We start from the raw sequence: 18,660 nt of genomic DNA on the forward strand, positions 1-18,660 counted from the left end.
GCTCTAACCTCACTTCGTTACAGGCCCCCCCAATGAAAACTCCATCTGTTCTGTCACTCTTACTCTCACTCGCCCCGACACTCGCCTTCTCTCATAACCTTTCTGTCGGTCAAACCACCCCTTCCGTCAGCATTGATACCTATGGCGAAATGACGCTGCAAGGAGACGATGTGGCTTATCAACCTTGGACAACTCAGCAGATGTTAGGCAAAGTCTGTGTGATACAAGCCATTGCAGGTCGTAGTAAAGCCAAAGAGATGAACGCGCCGCTGATGTCAGCAATCACTGCCGCTCACTTTCCTGAAGATCAGTATCAGACCACAACCGTGATCAACCAAGAAGACGCCATCTGGGGAACCGGTACATTTGTAAAATCGTCGGCAGAGGACAGCAAAAAGACATTCTCTTGGTCTTCCATGGTGTTAGACAAAAATGGCGTATTAGCAACAACTTGGGATCTGCAGCAAGAAAGTTCTGCGATTATCGTACAAAATAAACAAGGTGAAATTTTATTCGTGAAAGAAGGGGCTTTAACTCAAGACGAAGTCACACACGTCATCGAACTGATTAAACAGAATATCTAAACCTAAGGTAAGGAAAAGTTATGAAACTGTTCAACACCATCGCGCTCTGTCTTTTAGCGGCTGTAGCCTCTTTCCAATCGATTGCTGGAGACAACGATTGGGACAAGATTGCAGATAAAACCGTCAGTTTTAAATCGGAAACCGACACAGTCAATCCACTGTCACCATTTGCTAACGCTCGTTTCAGCCACATCAAAATCAAATGTACGCAAGGTACGGTCGATCTGAAAAGCGTTAAAGTAATCATGAAAGATGGTCAGGAAAAGACGTTCGACAGTTTAGGTGTTCTGACTAAAGGCATGTCATCAAGAAGCTTAAGCCTACCAACAAAAGATAACGCGAAGTTAGACAAAATCGAGTTGAACTATGAATCGGTTGGCAGCACTGCGCTGCAAGTCGCGGGGGTGACTAAAAAAGCGCAAGTGGAAATCTTAGGTAAGAAAATCGACGAGTAAGCGATGGCTCAACGAGCTCACCCAAACTAAAAACAGCGGCACTAGGCCGCTGTTTTCATTAAAAAATCGTCATGGATAACTAAATGAATTTCTTCAGCTTCGCCAAACCATAAGCGGCGATGGTGACACAATCTTTGATCGTGCCGTCGATCATCATCTGTTCGAACTCCTCAACAGAAAAAGCGCGAGTGATCAAATCCTCTTCTTCACTGTCGAGTTGATTGCCCACGTCCGTTAAATCAGTGGCGAAGTAGACGTGACATGTCTGATTCAAAAAGCCGTATGCGATAAACTGCGCGCCGACATACGCCATGGCGCTCGCCTGCATGCCCGTTTCTTCACGCAGCTCGCCTTTGGCAAGCTCAAGATGATCCGCATTTGGGTTTGATTCCCACGCCCCTTGTGGGATCTCCCAACAACGTTGACCTACGGTGTAACGGTACTGCTGAACCAAGTGAATCATCCCGTTATCGATAGCCAGAATCGCAGCACAATCAGGTTTGTCGACCACACCATAGATGCCCTCTGCGCCGCTCGGACGTAAAATTTTGTCCTCACGCACCGTCATCCACTTATTCTGGTAAACGACTTTGCTGTCTAGCTGTTTGATGTCTGACATGGTTATTCCTTGATTTTTCTGAGGGTTACTGCGGAATAATACCCGATTCAGTTACGCCACCAAAATGTTCTTTAGTTCACTCAAAGACTCAACGGTGTAATTTGGTGCGATACGCTCATCAACGCTTGCGCCTGTGGTATTTAACCAGCAAGTTTCAATACCAAAATTATTACCACCCAGAATATCGGAATGCAGGTTGTCACCCACCATCAGTACGCGCGTTTTGCATGGGTTGCCCATTTGCTGCATCGCGTATTCAAAAATACCTAAGTCCGGTTTTGCTACGCCCACTTGTTCAGAGATCACTACTTTATCGAAGTACTCAGTCATCCCTGTGCGCTCAAGGCGAATCGCTTGCAACTCTGTAAAACCGTTGGTGATGATGCCCATTTTAGCTTTGCCTTGCAGCGCTTCCATCAGCTCTTTTGCACCTGGCAACAAGCTGCAAATATCGGCCATTGCTTCTAAAAATGCGCTATTGAGATCTGCTGTTGTGGTATTCAACTTCTCAGCCCACTCGGTAAAACGCTTATGTTTTAGCTCATCTGCCGTTACTTTGCCGTCTTGGTAATCCACCCAAAGCGGTTTGTTTACGGTTTGGTAATGAGTAAAGTCTTGTTCAGTAAAATCTACGCCTTTGCGAGAAAACATAAGCTGCAAACCTTTGAAAGCATCAAAGTGGAATAAGGTTTCGTCAGCGTCAAACAGGATCCAATCGTACTTCATTTTCTTCTTCCCAAAATCAAGGTCGTAATACTGGTGCATAGTCTAGATTGTTTTCTTCTTGAAGATAATCTCTATAATTGGAAATTAATTGTATCCTTGTGCTCAACAATAAATGCTTCACGATAGTAGGAGATTGATGTGAACGCGATTGCCTCCCTGCCCGTTTTTGTTGCTGTTGTCGAATGCGGCAGCTTTTCCCTTGCGGCCAAACAGCTGAATCTGACGAAATCGGCGATCAGCAAACGCATCAACCAACTAGAAGACGATTTGGGCATTCGTCTCCTTAACCGAACCACGCGTAAGCTGAGCCTGACCGAAGCGGGAGAACGCTATTTTGAGTACGCCTCTCAAGCGCTCAACCTAGCCCAACAAGGCGTGGACGCGGTATCGGAGCTGCAAGGCTCTCCACAAGGTCGGCTCAAAATTACCGTGCCGATGTCTTTCGGTGTGCTGCATATCGCGCCTTTGATCAGCGAGTTTCTCGCTCGTTACCCGAAAATTGAAGTGGATTTAAACCTCGAAGACAAAATGGTCGATTTGGTTAAAGATGGTTTTGATTTGGGGATCCGTATTGGTGAACTCACCTCTTCCAATCTAATCGCAAAACGTCTCGCTCCTTGTAAAAGTGTGCTTTGTGCCTCACCAGATTACTTAGAGGAGTTTGGAACACCACAAAAACCAAGTGATTTAGTCGGTCACAACTGCCTGCGCTACTCCTATTTCCGTGGCGGCGTCGAATGGATGTTCATCAACAACGGCAGCGAATACAAGGTACTTCCAAAAGGAAACTTTATCGTCAATAACAGCGAAGCCATTCGCCAGTTGCTGTTAAGAGGTTCGGGCATTGCGCAACTGCCAACATTTATTGCAGGAAGAGACTTTGCCGCAGGAAATCTAAAACCGGTGATGGAAGAGTACTCTCTACCAGAACACGCCATTTATGCGGTGTTCCCTGAGCGCAAGCACATGCCGTTGAAAGTAAGAGCCTTTATCGATTTTATCAGCGAAAAGCTCGGCACAGATTTACCTTACTGGGATCGTTACAATAGCCCAGAAAAATAACCATATTGATGATAAGTGAGTGAGATTTCACTACTGACATGTTCTGACATTCCATCCGCGTAACCTTATTTGGAACTCAACAGGCAATCCGCCAAAACCAATAAGGAATCACAATATGGAAACCGTTATCGAAACTGTGCAATTTCGTCTAACCGCAGGCACAACAGAGCAAGACGTGATCGCTGCTGCCAAACAGTCACAAACGTTTGTGAAGAATCTGCCGGGCTTTTTGTATCGCTCACTCAGTCACGAAGCGACGGACGATCTGTGGACAGACATCATTTACTGGCGTTCAATGGACGATGCAAAACAGGCGGGAAAACAGATTAAGCAAGCCGTTGAATTTCAGCCTCTGTTATCAATGATTGACTGCGAAAGCTTCGAGCTTATACATCACAACTTAAAAATGTGCAGTGAGCTAGAGAAGTAATCAGCCACACTACTACTAACAACCAGTAGGTCTAGATAAGGAACATCATGAGCAAATCAGAACGACTGTTTGAGCTACTGACGCTTTTGCGCGCAAAGCGTTACGCAGTGACAGCGAAAGAGCTCGCAGAAAGAATGGAAGTCAGCGAACGTACGATTTATCGCGATATTCAGTCGTTGCTCAGTTCTGGTGTTCCGATTCAAGGTGAAGCAGGTGTCGGCTACCTGTTGCAAGCTGGCTCTCATCTGCCACCTTTGATGTTCTCAGAAAAGGAGATGATGGCGCTTGAACTGGGTATGCGGATGGTTCGAGCCTGGTCGGACGCCGAACTCGCCGAAGCGTCTCACTCTGCGTCCACCAAAATACTTTCGGTATTGCCAGATAAGCTCAAACAACAAGTGGAAGATTGTCCGCTGATTGTGCCCGATTATCACACCCAATCCGAGACTGCCAAACGAGGGCAGCTTCTGCGCCACGCGATTGATCATCAGTTTAAGGTCAGTTTGGATTACCAAGATGAAAGCGGACAGGTGACCGAGAGAAAAATCCAACCGTTAGGCCAGTTCTTTTGGGGCAAAGTCTGGACGCTGGTCGCCTGGTGCGAATTGCGCGATGACTATCGCCAGTTCCGCCTCGACCGTATCCAAGCACTGCGTATGCACGATGAAGAGTTTCAGAGTGCGGAAACCAAATCTCTCAAACATTATATTGCGCAGTATGAATCGAAAGATTGAGTGTTCTTCATCCTTCCATCACAAGGATTCTACATTGCTCTGCTCAATGCGAGATATTTGGAAAGGCACATTTAGTTAAACTAATGTTTCATTTTTAACAGATGCGCAACCAACCTAAGATCGTTAACTTAAGTAGCACGTCAACCACACCGGAGCGTGAAGCTATGAAAGTACTGATTCAATACACCCAAGCAGGGAAATATCGAGATCAAGCGTGGGAGTCTTTAACTCTTCGATCTAAAGGTGATATGCAGGCAGTTACCCCTTCTTATGCTGCCCAACTTATCGAACAAAGCAAAGCGACACTTGTGATGACAGAGGAGCAACAAATCGTTATTCATCCATAACCGATTATTAGCCTTGTTTAACCAACCTTTGTTAGTTGTGCAAGGCTTACATCTCGCCATTTCACGTTATCAATTTTATACACGACCAACTATATTTACATAAAAATCAATAAAATAGTTCTTATTTTCGTTCTCGACACTCCTTCAAAACGGCCTTACATTCATAGCTAAGATATAGGTTATCTGTTAGTCTCTTTATTTCTTCATGATAAAAATTAGGATAAAACCTTTGAAAAAGCATCGGTTTATTATAAGGATAGGTGCAATATGCAATTGATCTGGAACATTATTGGATACTTAATGTTCTCTGGTGTATTAGTTATTTTTTTTCAAACATTCTTTATAGGTATCATGCACCTTTTAATGCCAAAAGACATTGTCAATAGCTACTTTAAAGAACCTTATTTTAACACTTTCGAACTAGCTCTATTTACAGGTTGGCCTTACGCATTTTTCCGAACATTGATGTTTGTTCGTTTAATCGTTCAACCTAACTCAGGTAAAAAACGAAAGTTACCCGATGTATCCCAAGAGGTGCCTAGGTGGTACCGTCTATTATCCTTCATAATAATATGGGTAATTATCATAAACTCTACAATGTTAGCACTTGTATTTTTTATCGCAGGTTTTTTATCACTAGCAAATCATGTATGACCTTCACTTATCCAACCAAGTTTAATATCACACTTTAAATGTAAAAAATCACATTAACAATTTCATACAAATAATAAATACATCAGCTAATTTGTAACTTTTTAAAATGAAAGTCTAGAAGGCAAAAAATAAACCTTTTTAAATATAGTTTTTTGTTAGTATCTGCACAAACAAATTATTAGCTAGAGGTGCTCTGTGTCGGGATTATTTGAGTATAAAATAAAAACTCATGATAACTTATCATCAATTATATTAAACATGTATGGTACTCCATATGAAAGGCTAAATTTATCACTTGATAATAAAAAGCTTACGAGTCTATCCGCATCGCTCGAAGTTGAGGGTTACCTGCGAATGCTCATATAGTTAAACAAGCCGAAAAACTGAATAAAATAGCTCAAGCATCTAAAGTGGGCGGACATGTTTTAGTCGGTGTTGGTCTGACGGCTTCCTGCATTCAGATTGCGAATACACAAGACCAACATGAGAAGAATGAAATTTTTGTTGAGTCAATAACTAGCACAGCTGTAGGAATGGGTACCAGCGCGTTAGTCGGTCTATTTTTAGTATCAAACCCTATTGGCTGGGTGACTGCCATTGTACTCGCTGCCGGTTCAACGGCTGTAGGTTATGCATCCGGTAAAGTGGCAAAAAGCTTTTATAATTCAATTGAAAGCAAGCCAAACTTAGTCGCTAGTACTGGAATAGAGTCTATATGCAGCAAGTAATCACATTTCTTTTTTACACTTTAATGACTGGTGTGATTATTATTTTCTTACAAACCATTTTTATCGGTGTCATGCACTTTCTGATGCCGAAGGAGATTGTTGGGAACTATTTTAAAAAACCATATTTTAATGAATTTGAGCTTTCTTTATTCACAGGGTGGCCTTACGCATTTTTCCGAACATTGATGTTTGTTCGTTTAATCGTTCAACCTAGCTCAGGTGAAAAGCGAAAATTACCTAATATTTCTAGAGAAGTACCAAAATGGTATCGTTATTTGTCGATTCTATTACTGGGTATTATCATTGTTAACTCTGTTGTCGTTGCCCTGACTTTATCAATTGGTGCCGTTCTTTTAGCAATTGAATGAGAAATTAACATTAAAATATAACGATGTACTCGACGAAGAGAGCTCAGTCAGAACTCTCTAATCGCCAGTGTTATTGCATACTGATCTCTACTCTTCTTCGTTGAGACGACGAATCAACTTAGCTGGCGTGCCTCCGTATAGACAATCTGGCGGCACATCATGGTTAACGACCGAGTTCGCCGCAATCACCGAGCGAGCGCCAACTGTTACACCTTGGTTGATGACGGAATTTCCGCCAATCCACACATCATCTTCAATCGTGATAGGTTTACAAAACGTTTCCCAACGTCGACGACTTCGGTAATCAACAGAATGAGAAGCGGTATAGAATTGCACGCTCGGTCCAATGAGCACGTGGTTCCCGATGGTAATTTTGGCACCATCGAGCATGACCACGTTCATGTTGATAAAGGTTTCTTCACCTATTTCGATGGTCTTACCAAATTCACAATGAAAAGGGGACTGGACAATACAACGGCCTACCTTGCCAAATAGCTGCTTTTGCAATTCGTCGCGCTGACTTTCGTCGGTGTTATTATTAAGTGCTCTAAGTGCTTGAAGAGCATGGCTTCTAATGGCGTCAATTTCTTTGTCCATGCCATCAAAGACCTGGCCAGACATCATTTTTTCTAGTTCTGTCACTGGAAGACTCCTACAACCTGCAATTACTGCTTTCAGATTCTTCACAAGGTACGTGAACTGCGAAATAAAAAAAGAGAAAAGCCCGGACTTTTCTCTTTCCTGTTTTTATATTTTGTGGAGTCTGTCAACTTACACAATTTCCCAACTGTGGGTCATCTCAACACCTTCGCCTAGCATTAAGCAAACCGAGCAGTATTTTTCTAGCGAGTCAGCCGCCACTTTTGCTACGACTTCTGGGTCAAGCTCGTCACCTGACACTTCAAAGTGGATATTCACTTGCGTAAAGATACGCGGTGCGGTTTCACGACGCTCTGTGGTTAGCTTGGCATTAACTGACGAAACCTTTTGGCCTGCTGTTTTCAAACCATCAACAACATCGACAGAGCTACAGCCACCAGCAGCCATTAGTACCATTTCCATTGGGCTTGGTGCGGTTGCACCGCCATTGCCATCCATCACTACGGAGTGGCCCGACTGAGATTGCCCAAGAAATTTAAAATCTTCTATCCATTTAACTTCAGCTTGCATGATTTACCTCATTTAGCATCGCTCATTCAAGGCATCGTTGCCCTTACTAGCGGTGTGTTTCTTGTCGATACTTTAGCTCTATCGCATAAAAGGGCAACGGAATTTTCAACATTACTGTAATTTTTTCGCTCGGTTACCTTTCTCTATACGTAACACTTTTTATTCAAGTAACACTTTCTACAAAAATAACGATGAGGTAGCTATGAAGAATATGTCTAAGTTATTGGCCGGTTTCTCCTTCGCACTTCCAGTCTTGTTTCTACTATTGAGTAAAACAGGTACCGCCGATACGATGGATAAGCTGAAGGCTTCAGAGAATACAAGAATCGCAACGCTAGCTGGCGGTTGTTTCTGGTGTACAGAATCGGATTTAGAGCAACTGCCCGGCGTAATCGATGTTGTATCAGGTTATTCAGGTGGTCATATTGAAAACCCGACTTACCGCCAAGTCTCTTCTGGTAAATCTGGTCATATTGAAGTGATTGAGGTGAAGTACGATCCTGCTGTTGTGAACTACGAACAAGTGCTGGATTACTTCTTCCGTCATATCGACCCTACCGACGATAAAGGTTCATTTGTTGACCGTGGTCCTCAATACCGTCCGGCGATCTTCTATCATAATGCGGAGCAAAAGCAGATTGCTAAGCAGTTTATGATGGAAATCGACAAGGCGATGATCTATCCAAAACCGTTGAAAACAGAGCTGATCGAGTTTGAAAAGTTTTACCCTGCGGAGTCGTATCATCAGGATTACTACAAGAAGAGTAGCCTGAAGTACAAATACTACCGCTACGCATCAGGTCGCGATAAATATCTCGACGAAGTATTTGGTGAAGATCGAAAAGAAAGCCCTAAAACACTTCGACAGTTGATTGAAGAAAAAAGGCTGCTTTCGAAAGTGAAAGCGTACAGTAAGCCTGCTCAGTCTGAAATCAAATCAAACTTAACAGAGCTACAGTATTACGTGACGCAAGAAGAAGGCACGGAGCGTCCGTTTGATAATGAATACTGGGACAACAAAGAAGCGGGAATTTATGTGGATATTGTGACCGGTGAACCGCTATTTTCTTCTACTGATAAATACAAATCTGGGACAGGTTGGCCAAGCTTTACTCGACCAATTAACCCGGGTTACATCGTGGAGAAAACCGATTATAAACTACTCTACCCTAGAACGGAGATCCGCAGTAAGTTTGGTGATTCACACCTAGGTCATGTGTTTAAAGATGGTCCGAAGCCGACGGGATTACGCTATTGCATGAACTCTGCTGCGATGAAATTTGTACCTGTGAACAAGATGGCGAGTTTAGGCTACGGCGATTACCTGTACCTATTTGATAAGTAGTTTTAACCAAATTAGGAGTGAACATTCAGCGCGATGAAAGGTTTTAAATCCAACCTTCCCATGAAAGTCTGTCCGGTCTGTCAGCGCCCATTTTCTTGGAGAAAGAAGTGGGCGCGAAATTGGGAGGAAATCGTTTATTGTTCTGAGCGTTGCCGAAGAAATAAATCAACGAAAACGTAGGTCACTCCGACCCTCTCTGGAGTATGTTATTCCCTTTGTATTAACGTTTGTACGCGTTCTCTTACCAAGGTAATAACGTCCCATCATAAGCCCAAAACGCCCCGCTATCTTGCGGAGTTGCTTTTTCTAACAAGCCTAATAAATCCTTTGCGACTCGCTCTGGTGTGAACAGCTTTCCCTCTGGCACATTGGTTTGAAAAGGTGCCGACAAAGCGGTGTCTGTAGTACCTGGGTGAAGTGACAGCACCGTGCCATGTTTGACCATCCTTTGCCATTCGATCGACATGGTTTTGAGGAACATGTTTAATGCGGCTTTCGATGCTCGATAGCTGTACCAACCACCTAACTGATTATCGCTAATGCTGCCAACTTTGGCTGAAATGGTCGCAAACTTAGGTGCAGTACTGCATTTTAGCTTGGGAGTGAAGTATTTTGCCAACAGTAAACTTGGCAAAGTATTGACCGTGATGGTTTGCTGAAAGAAGTCTGCGTCGAGCGAGCTAAGATTCTTCTCAGGACCTTTCTCTTGGGTGTGCAACATACCAACACAGTTCACCAACCAATCGACGTGTTCAATCTGCTCACTGAACGCTTTTACCTGCTCGTCTTGCGATACATCCACTTGATGCCAAACGACATTTGGGTGTTGCCAATCTGGTTGCTGCTTACGATAAGTGGCATGCACGCGCGCTTGAGGGAACCGAGCTGCGGCTTCTCTCACCACTGCCAAACCAATTCCACCATTGCCACCGACGATGAGTATTTCCATCACAAGTTCTCCACGTTTTCTATGTAGTGCTCTGCGGTATCAAGAATCGCTTGGCGTTGCTGTTCTTCCATGTTGTCCCAAGAGCGGAAAATCATCCCGATTCGTGGATTGGCTGCGAGGCGCTTGTCGTGCTTGTTCATAAAGCGCCAATAAAGGCTGTTAAACGGACACGATCCTTCCCCACTCCTCGCCTTATTGTCGTAATGGCAACCCTTACAGTAGTCGCTCATTTTGTTGATGTAAGAACCACTCGCCGCGTAAGGTTTGGTGCCAACAATGCCGCCATCCGCAAACAATGCCATGCCACGTGTGTTCGGCATTTCGACCCATTCAATCGCATCAACATAGATACCGAGATACCACTCATCCACTTGATCTGGGTCGATCTCGGTTAGCAAGCAAAAGTTACCAGTGACCATCAAACGTTGGATGTGGTGTGCGTAGGCATAATCGAGGGACTGCTCAATCGCATTGCGCATACAGGCCATTTTGGTTTCGCCACTCCAAAAGAAGTTTGGCAGCTTTCTTTCTGCGCCCAGCTCGCTCTTTTTCGGGTAATTAGGCATGTTCGCCCAATAGACGCCTCGAATGTACTCTCGCCATCCTAAGATTTGGCGAATAAACCCTTCGACTTGAGAAATGTCGATGTCTGCGTTGGAATTAAATGCCTTGAGTGAAGCATCAATGACTTCTCTCGGGTGCAGCAATTTGCTGTTAAGCGAGAATGAAATTCGGCTGTGATACAAGCTCCACTTAGCATCGTGCTGGCCTGTCATGGCATCTTGAAAACGTCCAAATAACGGCAGACAGACTTGGCAGAAATGCGCGAGTAAAGAGAGGCTTTGCGCGCGATTGATCGGCCACAACAAGTCTCCTTCGAGATTTCCGATAGTTTTGATGTCATGTCGTGCCAACCGCTCAGTAATATCGCGCACGTCGGTACTGAACATCAAAGGTTGTGGCAGTTGTTCAATGTCTTTGGCTTTGAGCTTGTTACGGTTATTGGCATCGTAATTCCATTTTCCGCCGACGGGTTTTCCGTCTTGCATCAAGATGTCGAAGCGCTTGCGCATACGGCGGTAAAAGTGCTCCATCATGATGTGTTTGCCTTGAGGAAACTGCGATTCTATCTCTTCAAACGGCAACAAAAAGTGTTCCGAATCGACACAACGCGCCACGACCCTATCAAGCTTTAGTTTGGCTAACTGCTCTAGTAAACGGTATTCATCCGGGCGTTGATATTCAAACTTACTTGCACCAACTTCGCTCACGTAGTGTTGCAAGACTTGCTCAAGATCGTCGAAGGTTTGTGTGTCATCCAACGTGAGGTGCAGAACTTGGTGACCCTCGCTCTGACGCTCTTTCGCAAACTGTTCCATTGCAGAAAAGAACGCACACACTTTCTGAATATGGTGCGTGACGTAAGTATTCTCTTGCTTGAGTTCTGCAATCAGGTAAAGCACTTGCTCATCCGGTTGCTGAAACCAAGAGTGCTCACTGTTAAGTTGATCGCCCAAGATCAATCGTACGGTTTCAAATCGCATTACGGTTTCTCCGATGACGAAGCTTTATCACTGCTGCCCATTACGATAGGCCAATCGACCATGTCTACACTATCCAAATGTGCACCAGCACAACGACCTTGCCACTTATCGATGAACTCCATGTGCGGATCGTACATTTCGGTTTGCTTTTCGAGGTTGAATTGTCGTGAACCACGCGGATCAGCACCAACGCCTGCTAAGTATTGCCAGTTTCCCCAGTTCGATGCCACATCGTAATCAACCAGTTGTGACTCAAAGTATGCCGCGCCATAACGCCAATCGAGGCCAAGCTCATGCACTAAACAACTGGCGACTAACTGTCTGCCACGATTCGACATATAACCGGTTTCATTAAGTTGGTGCATACACGCATTGACGATAGGAAATGGCGTTTCACCTTTCTTCCATTGTTGGAAACGGTGCGCGTAAAAGCTGGTGAGTGGTGCTCGATTTTGGATGCCACCGAATCGGAAGAGCTGTCGCTTGTATCGACGGGCATACCAATAAAAGTATTCACGCCAAAGCAGTTCGAAGTAAATCCAGTAGGTTGAATCATTTGCGCCATTCTCCGCTTCATAACGTTTCAACATGGCATAAACAGTTCTCGGAGAAAGGCACCCATTAGCTAACCAAGGAGAGAACTTGGTAGAGTAATCCATGCCATCTAAACCGTTGCGTGTTTGTTTGTATTCACTGGCTAGTGTGGAAGCAAAATACTGGCGACAATGTTCAAGCCCGCGGCTTTCTCCACCATGAAACGCAGCTTTTGTGTCAAAGTAATATGCAGTAACGGAAGGAAGATTCACACCTAAAGGAATTGGAGGTAACGAACGGATACTCTCGTGGGGCCGAGAGATGTCTAAACCTTCAACTTGCTTTCTAAACTGCGTGAAAGTCGTAGGCAGATTGCTCAAGTCAAATGGCAGTTGTTCTTCCCTTAACAGGGTCCGGATTGCTTGCTGTTTTATTTTTACATGAGACGCGCCTTCAACTGCGCGATCTAACGCTTGTTGCTCATCCGAACCGGGAAAGGCGTCAGCATATATATGTGTGACGCCGAAGCGATTAACAGCATACTTGATTGCTTGATCGGGCGTCAGTTCAACCGCCCATAATCGCTGACCAAGATGATTCAAAGATTGATTGAGTTCACTAAGCGATGCGTCGAGAAACTGCAATTTCGCACGCCCGAAAGAGGCTTCCTGCGCAAAGTGATGCAAGTAAGGCGTCATTGAAGGGTAGCAATACAAGCAAATTAACTCGTCCATTTCTACACTGGCGCTTTTCAACAGTGGGTTGTCGTGCAATCGCAAGTCGTTCGTGAACCAATAAAGTCCTATTTTCTTTTTCAATTCGCACCCTCAGATGTTAATTCTTCGTCTACGAGTTCTTTTCACAGAGACCCTGACGTTAAGCCTTTTGATTTACTTGCTTTTATACGAAAACGAGAGTTTGACGATCATTAGGTTACTAACGTTCACACGGAATCCATTTGCTGGATATCTCAAAACACGCAATACCACCAAATGCCTGTACATGTTTCATACTGATATTTTATAAAATTTGAATCCAACGGTATTGATCACGATCTTAATCACTCATTTTCTATATAAACCATGCAAAAGTGATAAAAATTAAAGCGACATTAGTTAATATCCGTTAATCTAAGCCCAATCCCATTTTGCTAGTACCATCGCAGAAATGACCGACGAGTTTAAGAAATCAACCGCTAATTTAAAAAAAGCGGTCCCACTGATGATCAAAAACCATGTTGCTGCCACGCCAGCCAACTACGCGCTTTGGTATACCTACGTTGACAAGACCATTCCAGAACTCAACTTTGAGTTAGACACGGTGTTAGAAAACTACGGTATTTGCCCGCCAGCAACCAATAAACAGCTTTACAACAACTATGTGGCCAGCAAAGCAGAAACCAGCCTTGAAGATCTTAGAACCAATGTAGAAGTTCTGCTACATGAAGTATCCAGTTCAATGAGCGATACGATTTCAGATACTTCCTCCTTTTCTGAGATGGTAGACAAAAGCTTTAATAAACTGGAAAAAGTTGAGGACAATAGCCTAAGCATTGAAGAAGTGATGGTGGTGATTCGTCAACTTGTCGCAGAGTCACACGAAATTCGTCACTCAACAAAGTTTTTGAATAGCCAATTGACTAACGCGAGTGAAGAAATTTCTCGCCTCAAAAATCAACTGGCTGAAGTACAGCAAGATGCGTTGTTCGATGGTTTGTCAAACCTATACAACCGCCGAGCATTTGACAAAGATCTCTCTTCACTTATCGCATCAAATCAGGCAATGACCTTGATCATGCTTGATATCGATCATTTCAAATCATTTAACGACAATTACGGGCACCTTTTTGGCGATACAGTGTTAAAAGCCATTGCCCGCCGGCTACAACAAAGCTGTCGAGATGGGATATGTGCGTACCGTTTTGGTGGTGAAGAATTCGCGTTAATTGTACCTAACAAATCTCTGCGAATTGCTCGCCAATATGCAGACACACTACGCCGGATGATAGAAAAACTGCGTATCAGAGATAAGCGCTCAGGCACACAAGTTCACAGCATTACCGCTTCTTTTGGGGTAGCAGAATTTGAGCCGGGTGATACGCCTGAAGCCTTAATCAATAAAGCCGATAAACAGCTTTATGAAGCAAAACAACTCGGTCGTAACCGCGTGATGCCAATTTAAATAAACTGACTAAGCGAAAACGACTTTTACGATGAAAAAGAAAACCCCGCGACGTAAAGTGCGGGGTTTTTATATCCAATCATGAGTATCTTAATCGACGCTGTAACAGTAACTTAGAATGTAGTCGTCACCATTTTTTGCGGTATATTCTTTATCTTCACTGCATGCCATCGGCTTACCTTTTTTGTCGCCTTTGATTAGACTTATCCAATGGCGCATCGCGGTTGGTGCATTGCCAGTTAGTTCAGGATGAAACGTCGTGCGAGTTTCCAATTGAATATCATCAATGTCCACTAATTCCACGCAACCAGTGCCTTTATGACAGCCAAACAGCACTTCTACATGATTGCCCGAATCATCTTTGAACAAAATAGACTTTGGATCTTCCTTTTCACCAGTGTACGCCACAAAGTGTTTTGGGCTTTTCAGGCCGCTGTGTGTACCGTCTTTGAAATAAGCCAAAACATGGCGGTAATCAATCACGTAACTTGATACATCTTGGTGCGACCCGTTCTCCAATGGAAACATGCGGTCTAGTAGTTGCTTCGCTTTTACTTGTTTCTCACTCTGCTGCTCAGCACTTACCGCTTCGACGGCAAATACGGCTTCAGCGATAAATGGGCGTTGTTGTTGTTGCATCTCTTTTTTATCGAAGTTCAGCATATTCATCGTCATATCCTCGCACTTAAAAACTCGTCCTAGAGTAAAACTTAAATCCTTTATTTAAGTTTCAGGCAATTCTGTGAAGTGGATGGTTAATTTCCTTGCCTGCTCATTATGTAGACTAGCGAAATATTGACTACAATTTCACAACAAAAATTTTACAATGTGAATTTTACAAAATGTCTGTGTCAAAAAGCCTTATTCGTCAGTCTCATTTTCTTGGTACGAAAATTCGTAACCTAAGAAAAAACAACCATTTAACGATGGAAGATTTATCTGCCCGTTGTGTAAGAATTAATCCTGAATACGCTCCGTCGGTTTCTTACCTTTCGATGATTGAGCGCGGAAAACGCGTACCGAGTATCGATATGCTCGAAGTGATCGCGGAAGTTTTTCAAAAAGATCCGGCGTGGTTTTTAGATGATGAACCCGAATTAGAAGCCATCACACCCAACAAAGGAAATCGTGGCGGGATTAATGGCATGGCGTTGGAGCCGAGCTTCCTGTTCTCCAATGATATTCTTCAAATCGCGATACCAGAAATGCTCTCCCAAACAGGTATCACGGGGCGTCAGTTTGCTCATCTCTTGATTCGAGCACACCAAGAAAACCATCAAAACCATTTTCCTGATTTAGAGCGCGCCGCCGAAGAGGTCGGCTTGAAGCGGTTGAATCTATCTGTAGAGGATCTCGTAGACATTGCAAAGAGTATGGGATTGGATATCCGCTGGGTTGATCGAGCGCCACAAGATGTGATTGATGAACTGGGCGTCAGCGCCAAACAGTTGATTACTTCTTTTATGGAGCCACCTGGGACTATTTATCTCAATAAACGAATGCGTGACTATCCAACCCGATTGAAGTATGACTTGGCGGTATATATTGGTCATAGAGTGCTCCATAGCAGCGATGCAATGAATAACGTTTTATCTATCGGGCATCAAAACAATTGGGAGCAAATGGACAGCCCTGTGTCGAACTCTGAACTCAATTCGCAAGATATCCTGCAAGCTTGGCGTGATTTTGAGTCCAGCTTTTTTGCTGGTGCCTTGCTTTGCCCCAAAGTACCATTTCGTCAGTTGCTTGACCGCTCCGGTTACGAAATTGATGTTCACAAAAAGGCGGGGGTTTCTCCTTCCGTTGCAATGCGTCGCATGACGGTGGTCTCGCCTTACCCTCATTGGCACTATTTTGATGCCTATGGCCCCGGCAAGTTAAAAGCAGTGTATCGAGGAAATGGTATTCCATTGCCTTGGGGCAACATGCGCAAAGTAAACGACCCTTGCCAGCACTGGGCGGTATTCCGACGCCTTTCCCAGCCTTTGGATACCAGTTCAGCGCAAATTTCGATTTTAAATGTTGGCGACGAGCCACGTATCTACTGCTGCGAATCGGTCAACGTATTTGACCCTGCGGGAAATAATCGCGTGCTATGTGCCGGTATTGATCTTAACCCTGCTATTTCTGCACAAGGTGGCGATGCCGTTTCCATAGCGGAAGAACTTAAGTCCCTTTGTGTCGCTTCCGGCGGAAGTAGTGTTATTCCTCCCCACATCAAAAAAGACTTAACGACTATCGCTAAGATATTAAACATCAACTGGATAGAGCGCGGGATTCAAACCCAAGCAAGGTTGATCTGCTCCAGAGGGGCGGTTTGTCCAAGACAACCTAGTTGTTACAGCAAGTGCGGAGAAGCTGATGAGACGGGCAGCGACGTGAATATCATCGGTCTTTAGAAAGAAAAAACGCCAATCACAATATACGTGATTGGCGGTATATACTTGTGAACAATTTGTATTCACTAACAACGTCAGTTGGCTAGGTGACCCTCGGCTTAATAAGGGTCACTCTAAGTAAAGCACGATGCGTGCCAACTTTTAAAAAGCCGTTTTTTAGTAGATCCAGATGCATATCGTTGCTTTATTAACCATTAATTTCGCAAACTGCATTTGCAAAATGCAATATTATGCAAATATGCCACTTAATGCACTGCTAATAACGACTCTCTCAGCAAAGTGTCTGTGAACATATGAAGTCACATATTCTTGCACCTCAATGATGATGAGATTTCGGGCTCCCAACTTTACCATTCTTCTAACCCCTTATTGAAACTGGGTTCAGGCTCATCCGCCATGCTTTTGTTGATACATTCTCTCATCGGCTATTTTCATCATTTGCTCAGGAGATGACATTTTCGGGTCAAATATCGCGTACCCAATACTGGCTTTCAAATAGATAAGCGTTTCATCGTAAATGACGGGCGTCGAGCATAGCGCTAATCGAAGTTTTTGTAGAAGGGACTGAACATTTTCTTCCGTTCCAGGGTGATGGACTACAACTAAAAACTCATCACCGCCCATTCTGGCCACGATGTCTGATTTACGCAGAGAGCTTTTTACCCTTTCAGCCGTAGCGATTAAAACTTTGTCACCTGCGTCGTGACCATAGGTATCGTTAATGTGTTTAAACCTATCTAGGTCAATATTAATTAAGGCGAAGCTATAACGCTTTTTATAACGTTTCGCTATTTCGAACTGCTGCTTGTAAAACTTCATAAAATAGCGACGGTTTGGTAAATTCGTGAGTTCATCGTGTAAAGCTCTGTCATCTGCAATGGTATACAGTCGATAAATGGCGAACAGCGCGAGGCTAAGTGCGAATATAATGGGATAGCCGATTACTCTAGCTAAATGCAACTGATGCCAAGAGATTTGGCGATCAGCTTTGCCTCCAGAGAAAACCACCATACTCCACCCACCATAAGGAAAATGAACCATCTCTTTTGCATATACCATGCTATTTACACTTTGCGCGCCAAAGAAAGCATCACCAAATGAGCCACCGCTATCGTAACCACGGATCATTAAAGGGTAACGATACGAGAAATCAATTACGCCGGTTTCTCTCATCAGAGCATCGAAATCAATCACCGCACTGATCACTCCCCAGTAGTCCTGATTCATTGGAGGATCAAGAAAAACAGGCACACGCACGATCAAACCTCGGCCACCTTGGATCAATGTAACGGGCCCTGCGATGAAAATTTCTTGTACATCCTTGGCTTTTTGCACCTGTACCCACTGCTGTGGCACTGCGCGGTAATCAAGGCCGATTAGGCGCTCATTACCTTGGCGTGGAAATACGTGACTAATTACATCATTTTTCGCGATACCGATTATTGTAATATGTTTACTTTTATTTAGGATTCGGTGAGCGGCGATACTCAATTCTTCTTCTTGGTTTTTAGGAAGTAAAGTAATGAGTGTCGCTAAAGTACTGGCTTTGTAGATATCCGCCATAAGTACCGCTTCCAAATTGGAACGGAGAATGGAAAGTTGTTCTTTGGCCTCAACTTGAACTCGCTCTTTGTGAAGCTCTTGCTGGTTTCGATTTAACAGCTCAATAACCCCAATACACAAAGCGAAAAAGGTGAGGAAGAACAATGCAAAATAGCATCGCTTTCTGGGTAAATAACGCATTTTCTCCCCACAACTCGTATACAACTACGAGATTTTTTATTTATTGTTAAAATTCTTATTATCACAAGAATAACCAATCATAATCAGA

At 43.9% G+C, this 18,660-nt stretch carries 21 protein-coding genes; 12 read left to right on the top strand and 9 right to left on the bottom strand.

The annotated features are described in order from the left end of the window. Positions 1-32 precede the first annotated feature (32 nt). Together R7P36_RS16880 and R7P36_RS16885 are read left to right on the top strand one after the other, a co-directional pair. A complete protein-coding gene (locus tag R7P36_RS16880) occupies positions 33-584 on the top strand; it encodes a YtfJ family protein (protein WP_213899757.1) in 552 nt (183 codons plus the stop codon). Between the two features lie 20 nt (positions 585-604). Next, positions 605-1,039: a hypothetical protein gene (locus tag R7P36_RS16885; protein WP_005374106.1), complete on the top strand. Its 435-nt coding sequence runs from the start codon at positions 605-607 to the stop codon at positions 1,037-1,039. Positions 1,040-1,118: 79 nt separating this feature from the next. Here the strand turns inward: R7P36_RS16885 and R7P36_RS16890 are convergent, their stop codons facing one another. Together R7P36_RS16890 and yjjG are read right to left on the bottom strand one after the other, a co-directional pair. After that, positions 1,119-1,658: an NUDIX domain-containing protein gene (locus tag R7P36_RS16890; RefSeq protein ID WP_203345276.1), complete on the bottom strand. Its 540-nt coding sequence runs from the start codon at positions 1,656-1,658 to the stop codon at positions 1,119-1,121. Positions 1,659-1,709: 51 nt separating this feature from the next. After that, complete coding sequence (gene yjjG / locus R7P36_RS16895; protein WP_182039681.1) at positions 1,710-2,384, bottom strand: pyrimidine 5'-nucleotidase; 675 nt, start codon at positions 2,382-2,384, stop codon at positions 1,710-1,712. A gap of 138 nt (positions 2,385-2,522) precedes the next feature. Here yjjG and R7P36_RS16900 point away from each other — a divergent pair, with 138 nt between their 5' ends. The 6 genes from R7P36_RS16900 to R7P36_RS16925 all read left to right on the top strand — a co-directional run bounded on the left by R7P36_RS16900 (position 2,523) and on the right by R7P36_RS16925 (position 6,707). Beyond that, entirely contained in the window at positions 2,523-3,446 is a 924-nt protein-coding gene (locus tag R7P36_RS16900) for a LysR family transcriptional regulator (protein ID WP_005374110.1), read from the top strand. 115 nt (positions 3,447-3,561) lie between these two features. Next, positions 3,562-3,876 (top strand): hypothetical protein, encoded by a 315-nt coding sequence (locus tag R7P36_RS16905; protein WP_213899758.1) that lies wholly within the window; start codon positions 3,562-3,564, stop codon positions 3,874-3,876. 47 nt (positions 3,877-3,923) lie between these two features. Next, a complete protein-coding gene (locus R7P36_RS16910) occupies positions 3,924-4,610 on the top strand; it encodes a helix-turn-helix transcriptional regulator (RefSeq protein WP_005497912.1) in 687 nt (228 codons plus the stop codon). A gap of 164 nt (positions 4,611-4,774) precedes the next feature. Next, the gene (locus tag R7P36_RS16915; RefSeq protein WP_021035913.1) at positions 4,775-4,957 is read left to right on the top strand and encodes a hypothetical protein; all 183 of its coding nucleotides are present in this window, start codon (positions 4,775-4,777) and stop codon (positions 4,955-4,957) included. 1,064 nt (positions 4,958-6,021) lie between these two features. Beyond that, entirely contained in the window at positions 6,022-6,339 is a 318-nt protein-coding gene (locus R7P36_RS16920) for a hypothetical protein (protein WP_235213034.1), read from the top strand. After that, positions 6,327-6,707: a hypothetical protein gene (locus R7P36_RS16925; RefSeq protein ID WP_005374128.1), complete on the top strand. Its 381-nt coding sequence runs from the start codon at positions 6,327-6,329 to the stop codon at positions 6,705-6,707. Before R7P36_RS16920 ends, R7P36_RS16925 begins: the two co-directional genes overlap by 13 nt. An 87-nt stretch (positions 6,708-6,794) precedes the next feature. On the opposite strand, the gene R7P36_RS16930 is transcribed toward R7P36_RS16925, so the two are convergent. Continuing rightward, entirely contained in the window at positions 6,795-7,349 is a 555-nt protein-coding gene (locus R7P36_RS16930; RefSeq protein WP_031780875.1) for a sugar O-acetyltransferase, read from the bottom strand. Between the two features lie 129 nt (positions 7,350-7,478). Continuing rightward, a complete protein-coding gene (locus R7P36_RS16935) occupies positions 7,479-7,877 on the bottom strand; it encodes an OsmC family protein (RefSeq protein ID WP_005374132.1) in 399 nt (132 codons plus the stop codon). Between the two features lie 202 nt (positions 7,878-8,079). Here R7P36_RS16935 and msrB point away from each other — a divergent pair, with 202 nt between their 5' ends. After that, entirely contained in the window at positions 8,080-9,222 is a 1,143-nt protein-coding gene (msrB, locus tag R7P36_RS16940; RefSeq protein WP_206958695.1) for a peptide-methionine (R)-S-oxide reductase MsrB, read from the top strand. 33 nt (positions 9,223-9,255) lie between these two features. Continuing rightward, entirely contained in the window at positions 9,256-9,402 is a 147-nt protein-coding gene (locus R7P36_RS16945; RefSeq protein WP_005374142.1) for a DUF2256 domain-containing protein, read from the top strand. A gap of 61 nt (positions 9,403-9,463) precedes the next feature. Here the strand turns inward: R7P36_RS16945 and R7P36_RS16950 are convergent, their stop codons facing one another. The 3 genes from R7P36_RS16950 to R7P36_RS16960 are packed head-to-tail and all read right to left on the bottom strand — an operon-like array spanning position 9,464 to position 13,067. Continuing rightward, a complete protein-coding gene (locus R7P36_RS16950; protein ID WP_064354492.1) occupies positions 9,464-10,171 on the bottom strand; it encodes an SDR family oxidoreductase in 708 nt (235 codons plus the stop codon). Next, positions 10,171-11,715: a cryptochrome/photolyase family protein gene (locus R7P36_RS16955; RefSeq protein WP_206958694.1), complete on the bottom strand. Its 1,545-nt coding sequence runs from the start codon at positions 11,713-11,715 to the stop codon at positions 10,171-10,173. Before R7P36_RS16955 ends, R7P36_RS16950 begins: the two co-directional genes overlap by 1 nt. After that, complete coding sequence (locus tag R7P36_RS16960) at positions 11,715-13,067, bottom strand: DASH family cryptochrome (protein WP_206958693.1); 1,353 nt, start codon at positions 13,065-13,067, stop codon at positions 11,715-11,717. The genes R7P36_RS16955 and R7P36_RS16960 overlap by 1 nt, the downstream gene beginning before the upstream one ends. A gap of 349 nt (positions 13,068-13,416) precedes the next feature. On the opposite strand from R7P36_RS16960, the gene R7P36_RS16965 reads away from it, so the two are divergent. After that, positions 13,417-14,430 carry a GGDEF domain-containing protein gene (locus R7P36_RS16965; RefSeq protein WP_005374150.1) on the top strand — a complete coding sequence of 338 codons (1,014 nt, stop codon included), beginning with the start codon at positions 13,417-13,419 and terminating at the stop codon, positions 14,428-14,430. A gap of 90 nt (positions 14,431-14,520) precedes the next feature. Here the strand turns inward: R7P36_RS16965 and R7P36_RS16970 are convergent, their stop codons facing one another. Next, positions 14,521-15,099 carry a malate synthase gene (locus R7P36_RS16970; RefSeq protein ID WP_005374156.1) on the bottom strand — a complete coding sequence of 193 codons (579 nt, stop codon included), beginning with the start codon at positions 15,097-15,099 and terminating at the stop codon, positions 14,521-14,523. A 173-nt stretch (positions 15,100-15,272) separates the two neighbouring features. Here R7P36_RS16970 and R7P36_RS16975 point away from each other — a divergent pair, with 173 nt between their 5' ends. Next, a complete protein-coding gene (locus tag R7P36_RS16975; RefSeq protein WP_081048934.1) occupies positions 15,273-16,829 on the top strand; it encodes a DUF3612 domain-containing protein in 1,557 nt (518 codons plus the stop codon). A 387-nt stretch (positions 16,830-17,216) separates the two neighbouring features. On the opposite strand, the gene R7P36_RS16980 is transcribed toward R7P36_RS16975, so the two are convergent. Next, complete coding sequence (locus R7P36_RS16980) at positions 17,217-18,572, bottom strand: diguanylate cyclase (RefSeq protein ID WP_021035911.1); 1,356 nt, start codon at positions 18,570-18,572, stop codon at positions 17,217-17,219. Positions 18,573-18,660: the final 88 nt, after the last annotated feature.

Source organism: Vibrio sp. 397, assembly GCF_033339395.1.
Classification (GTDB): domain Bacteria; phylum Pseudomonadota; class Gammaproteobacteria; order Enterobacterales; family Vibrionaceae; genus Vibrio; species Vibrio alginolyticus.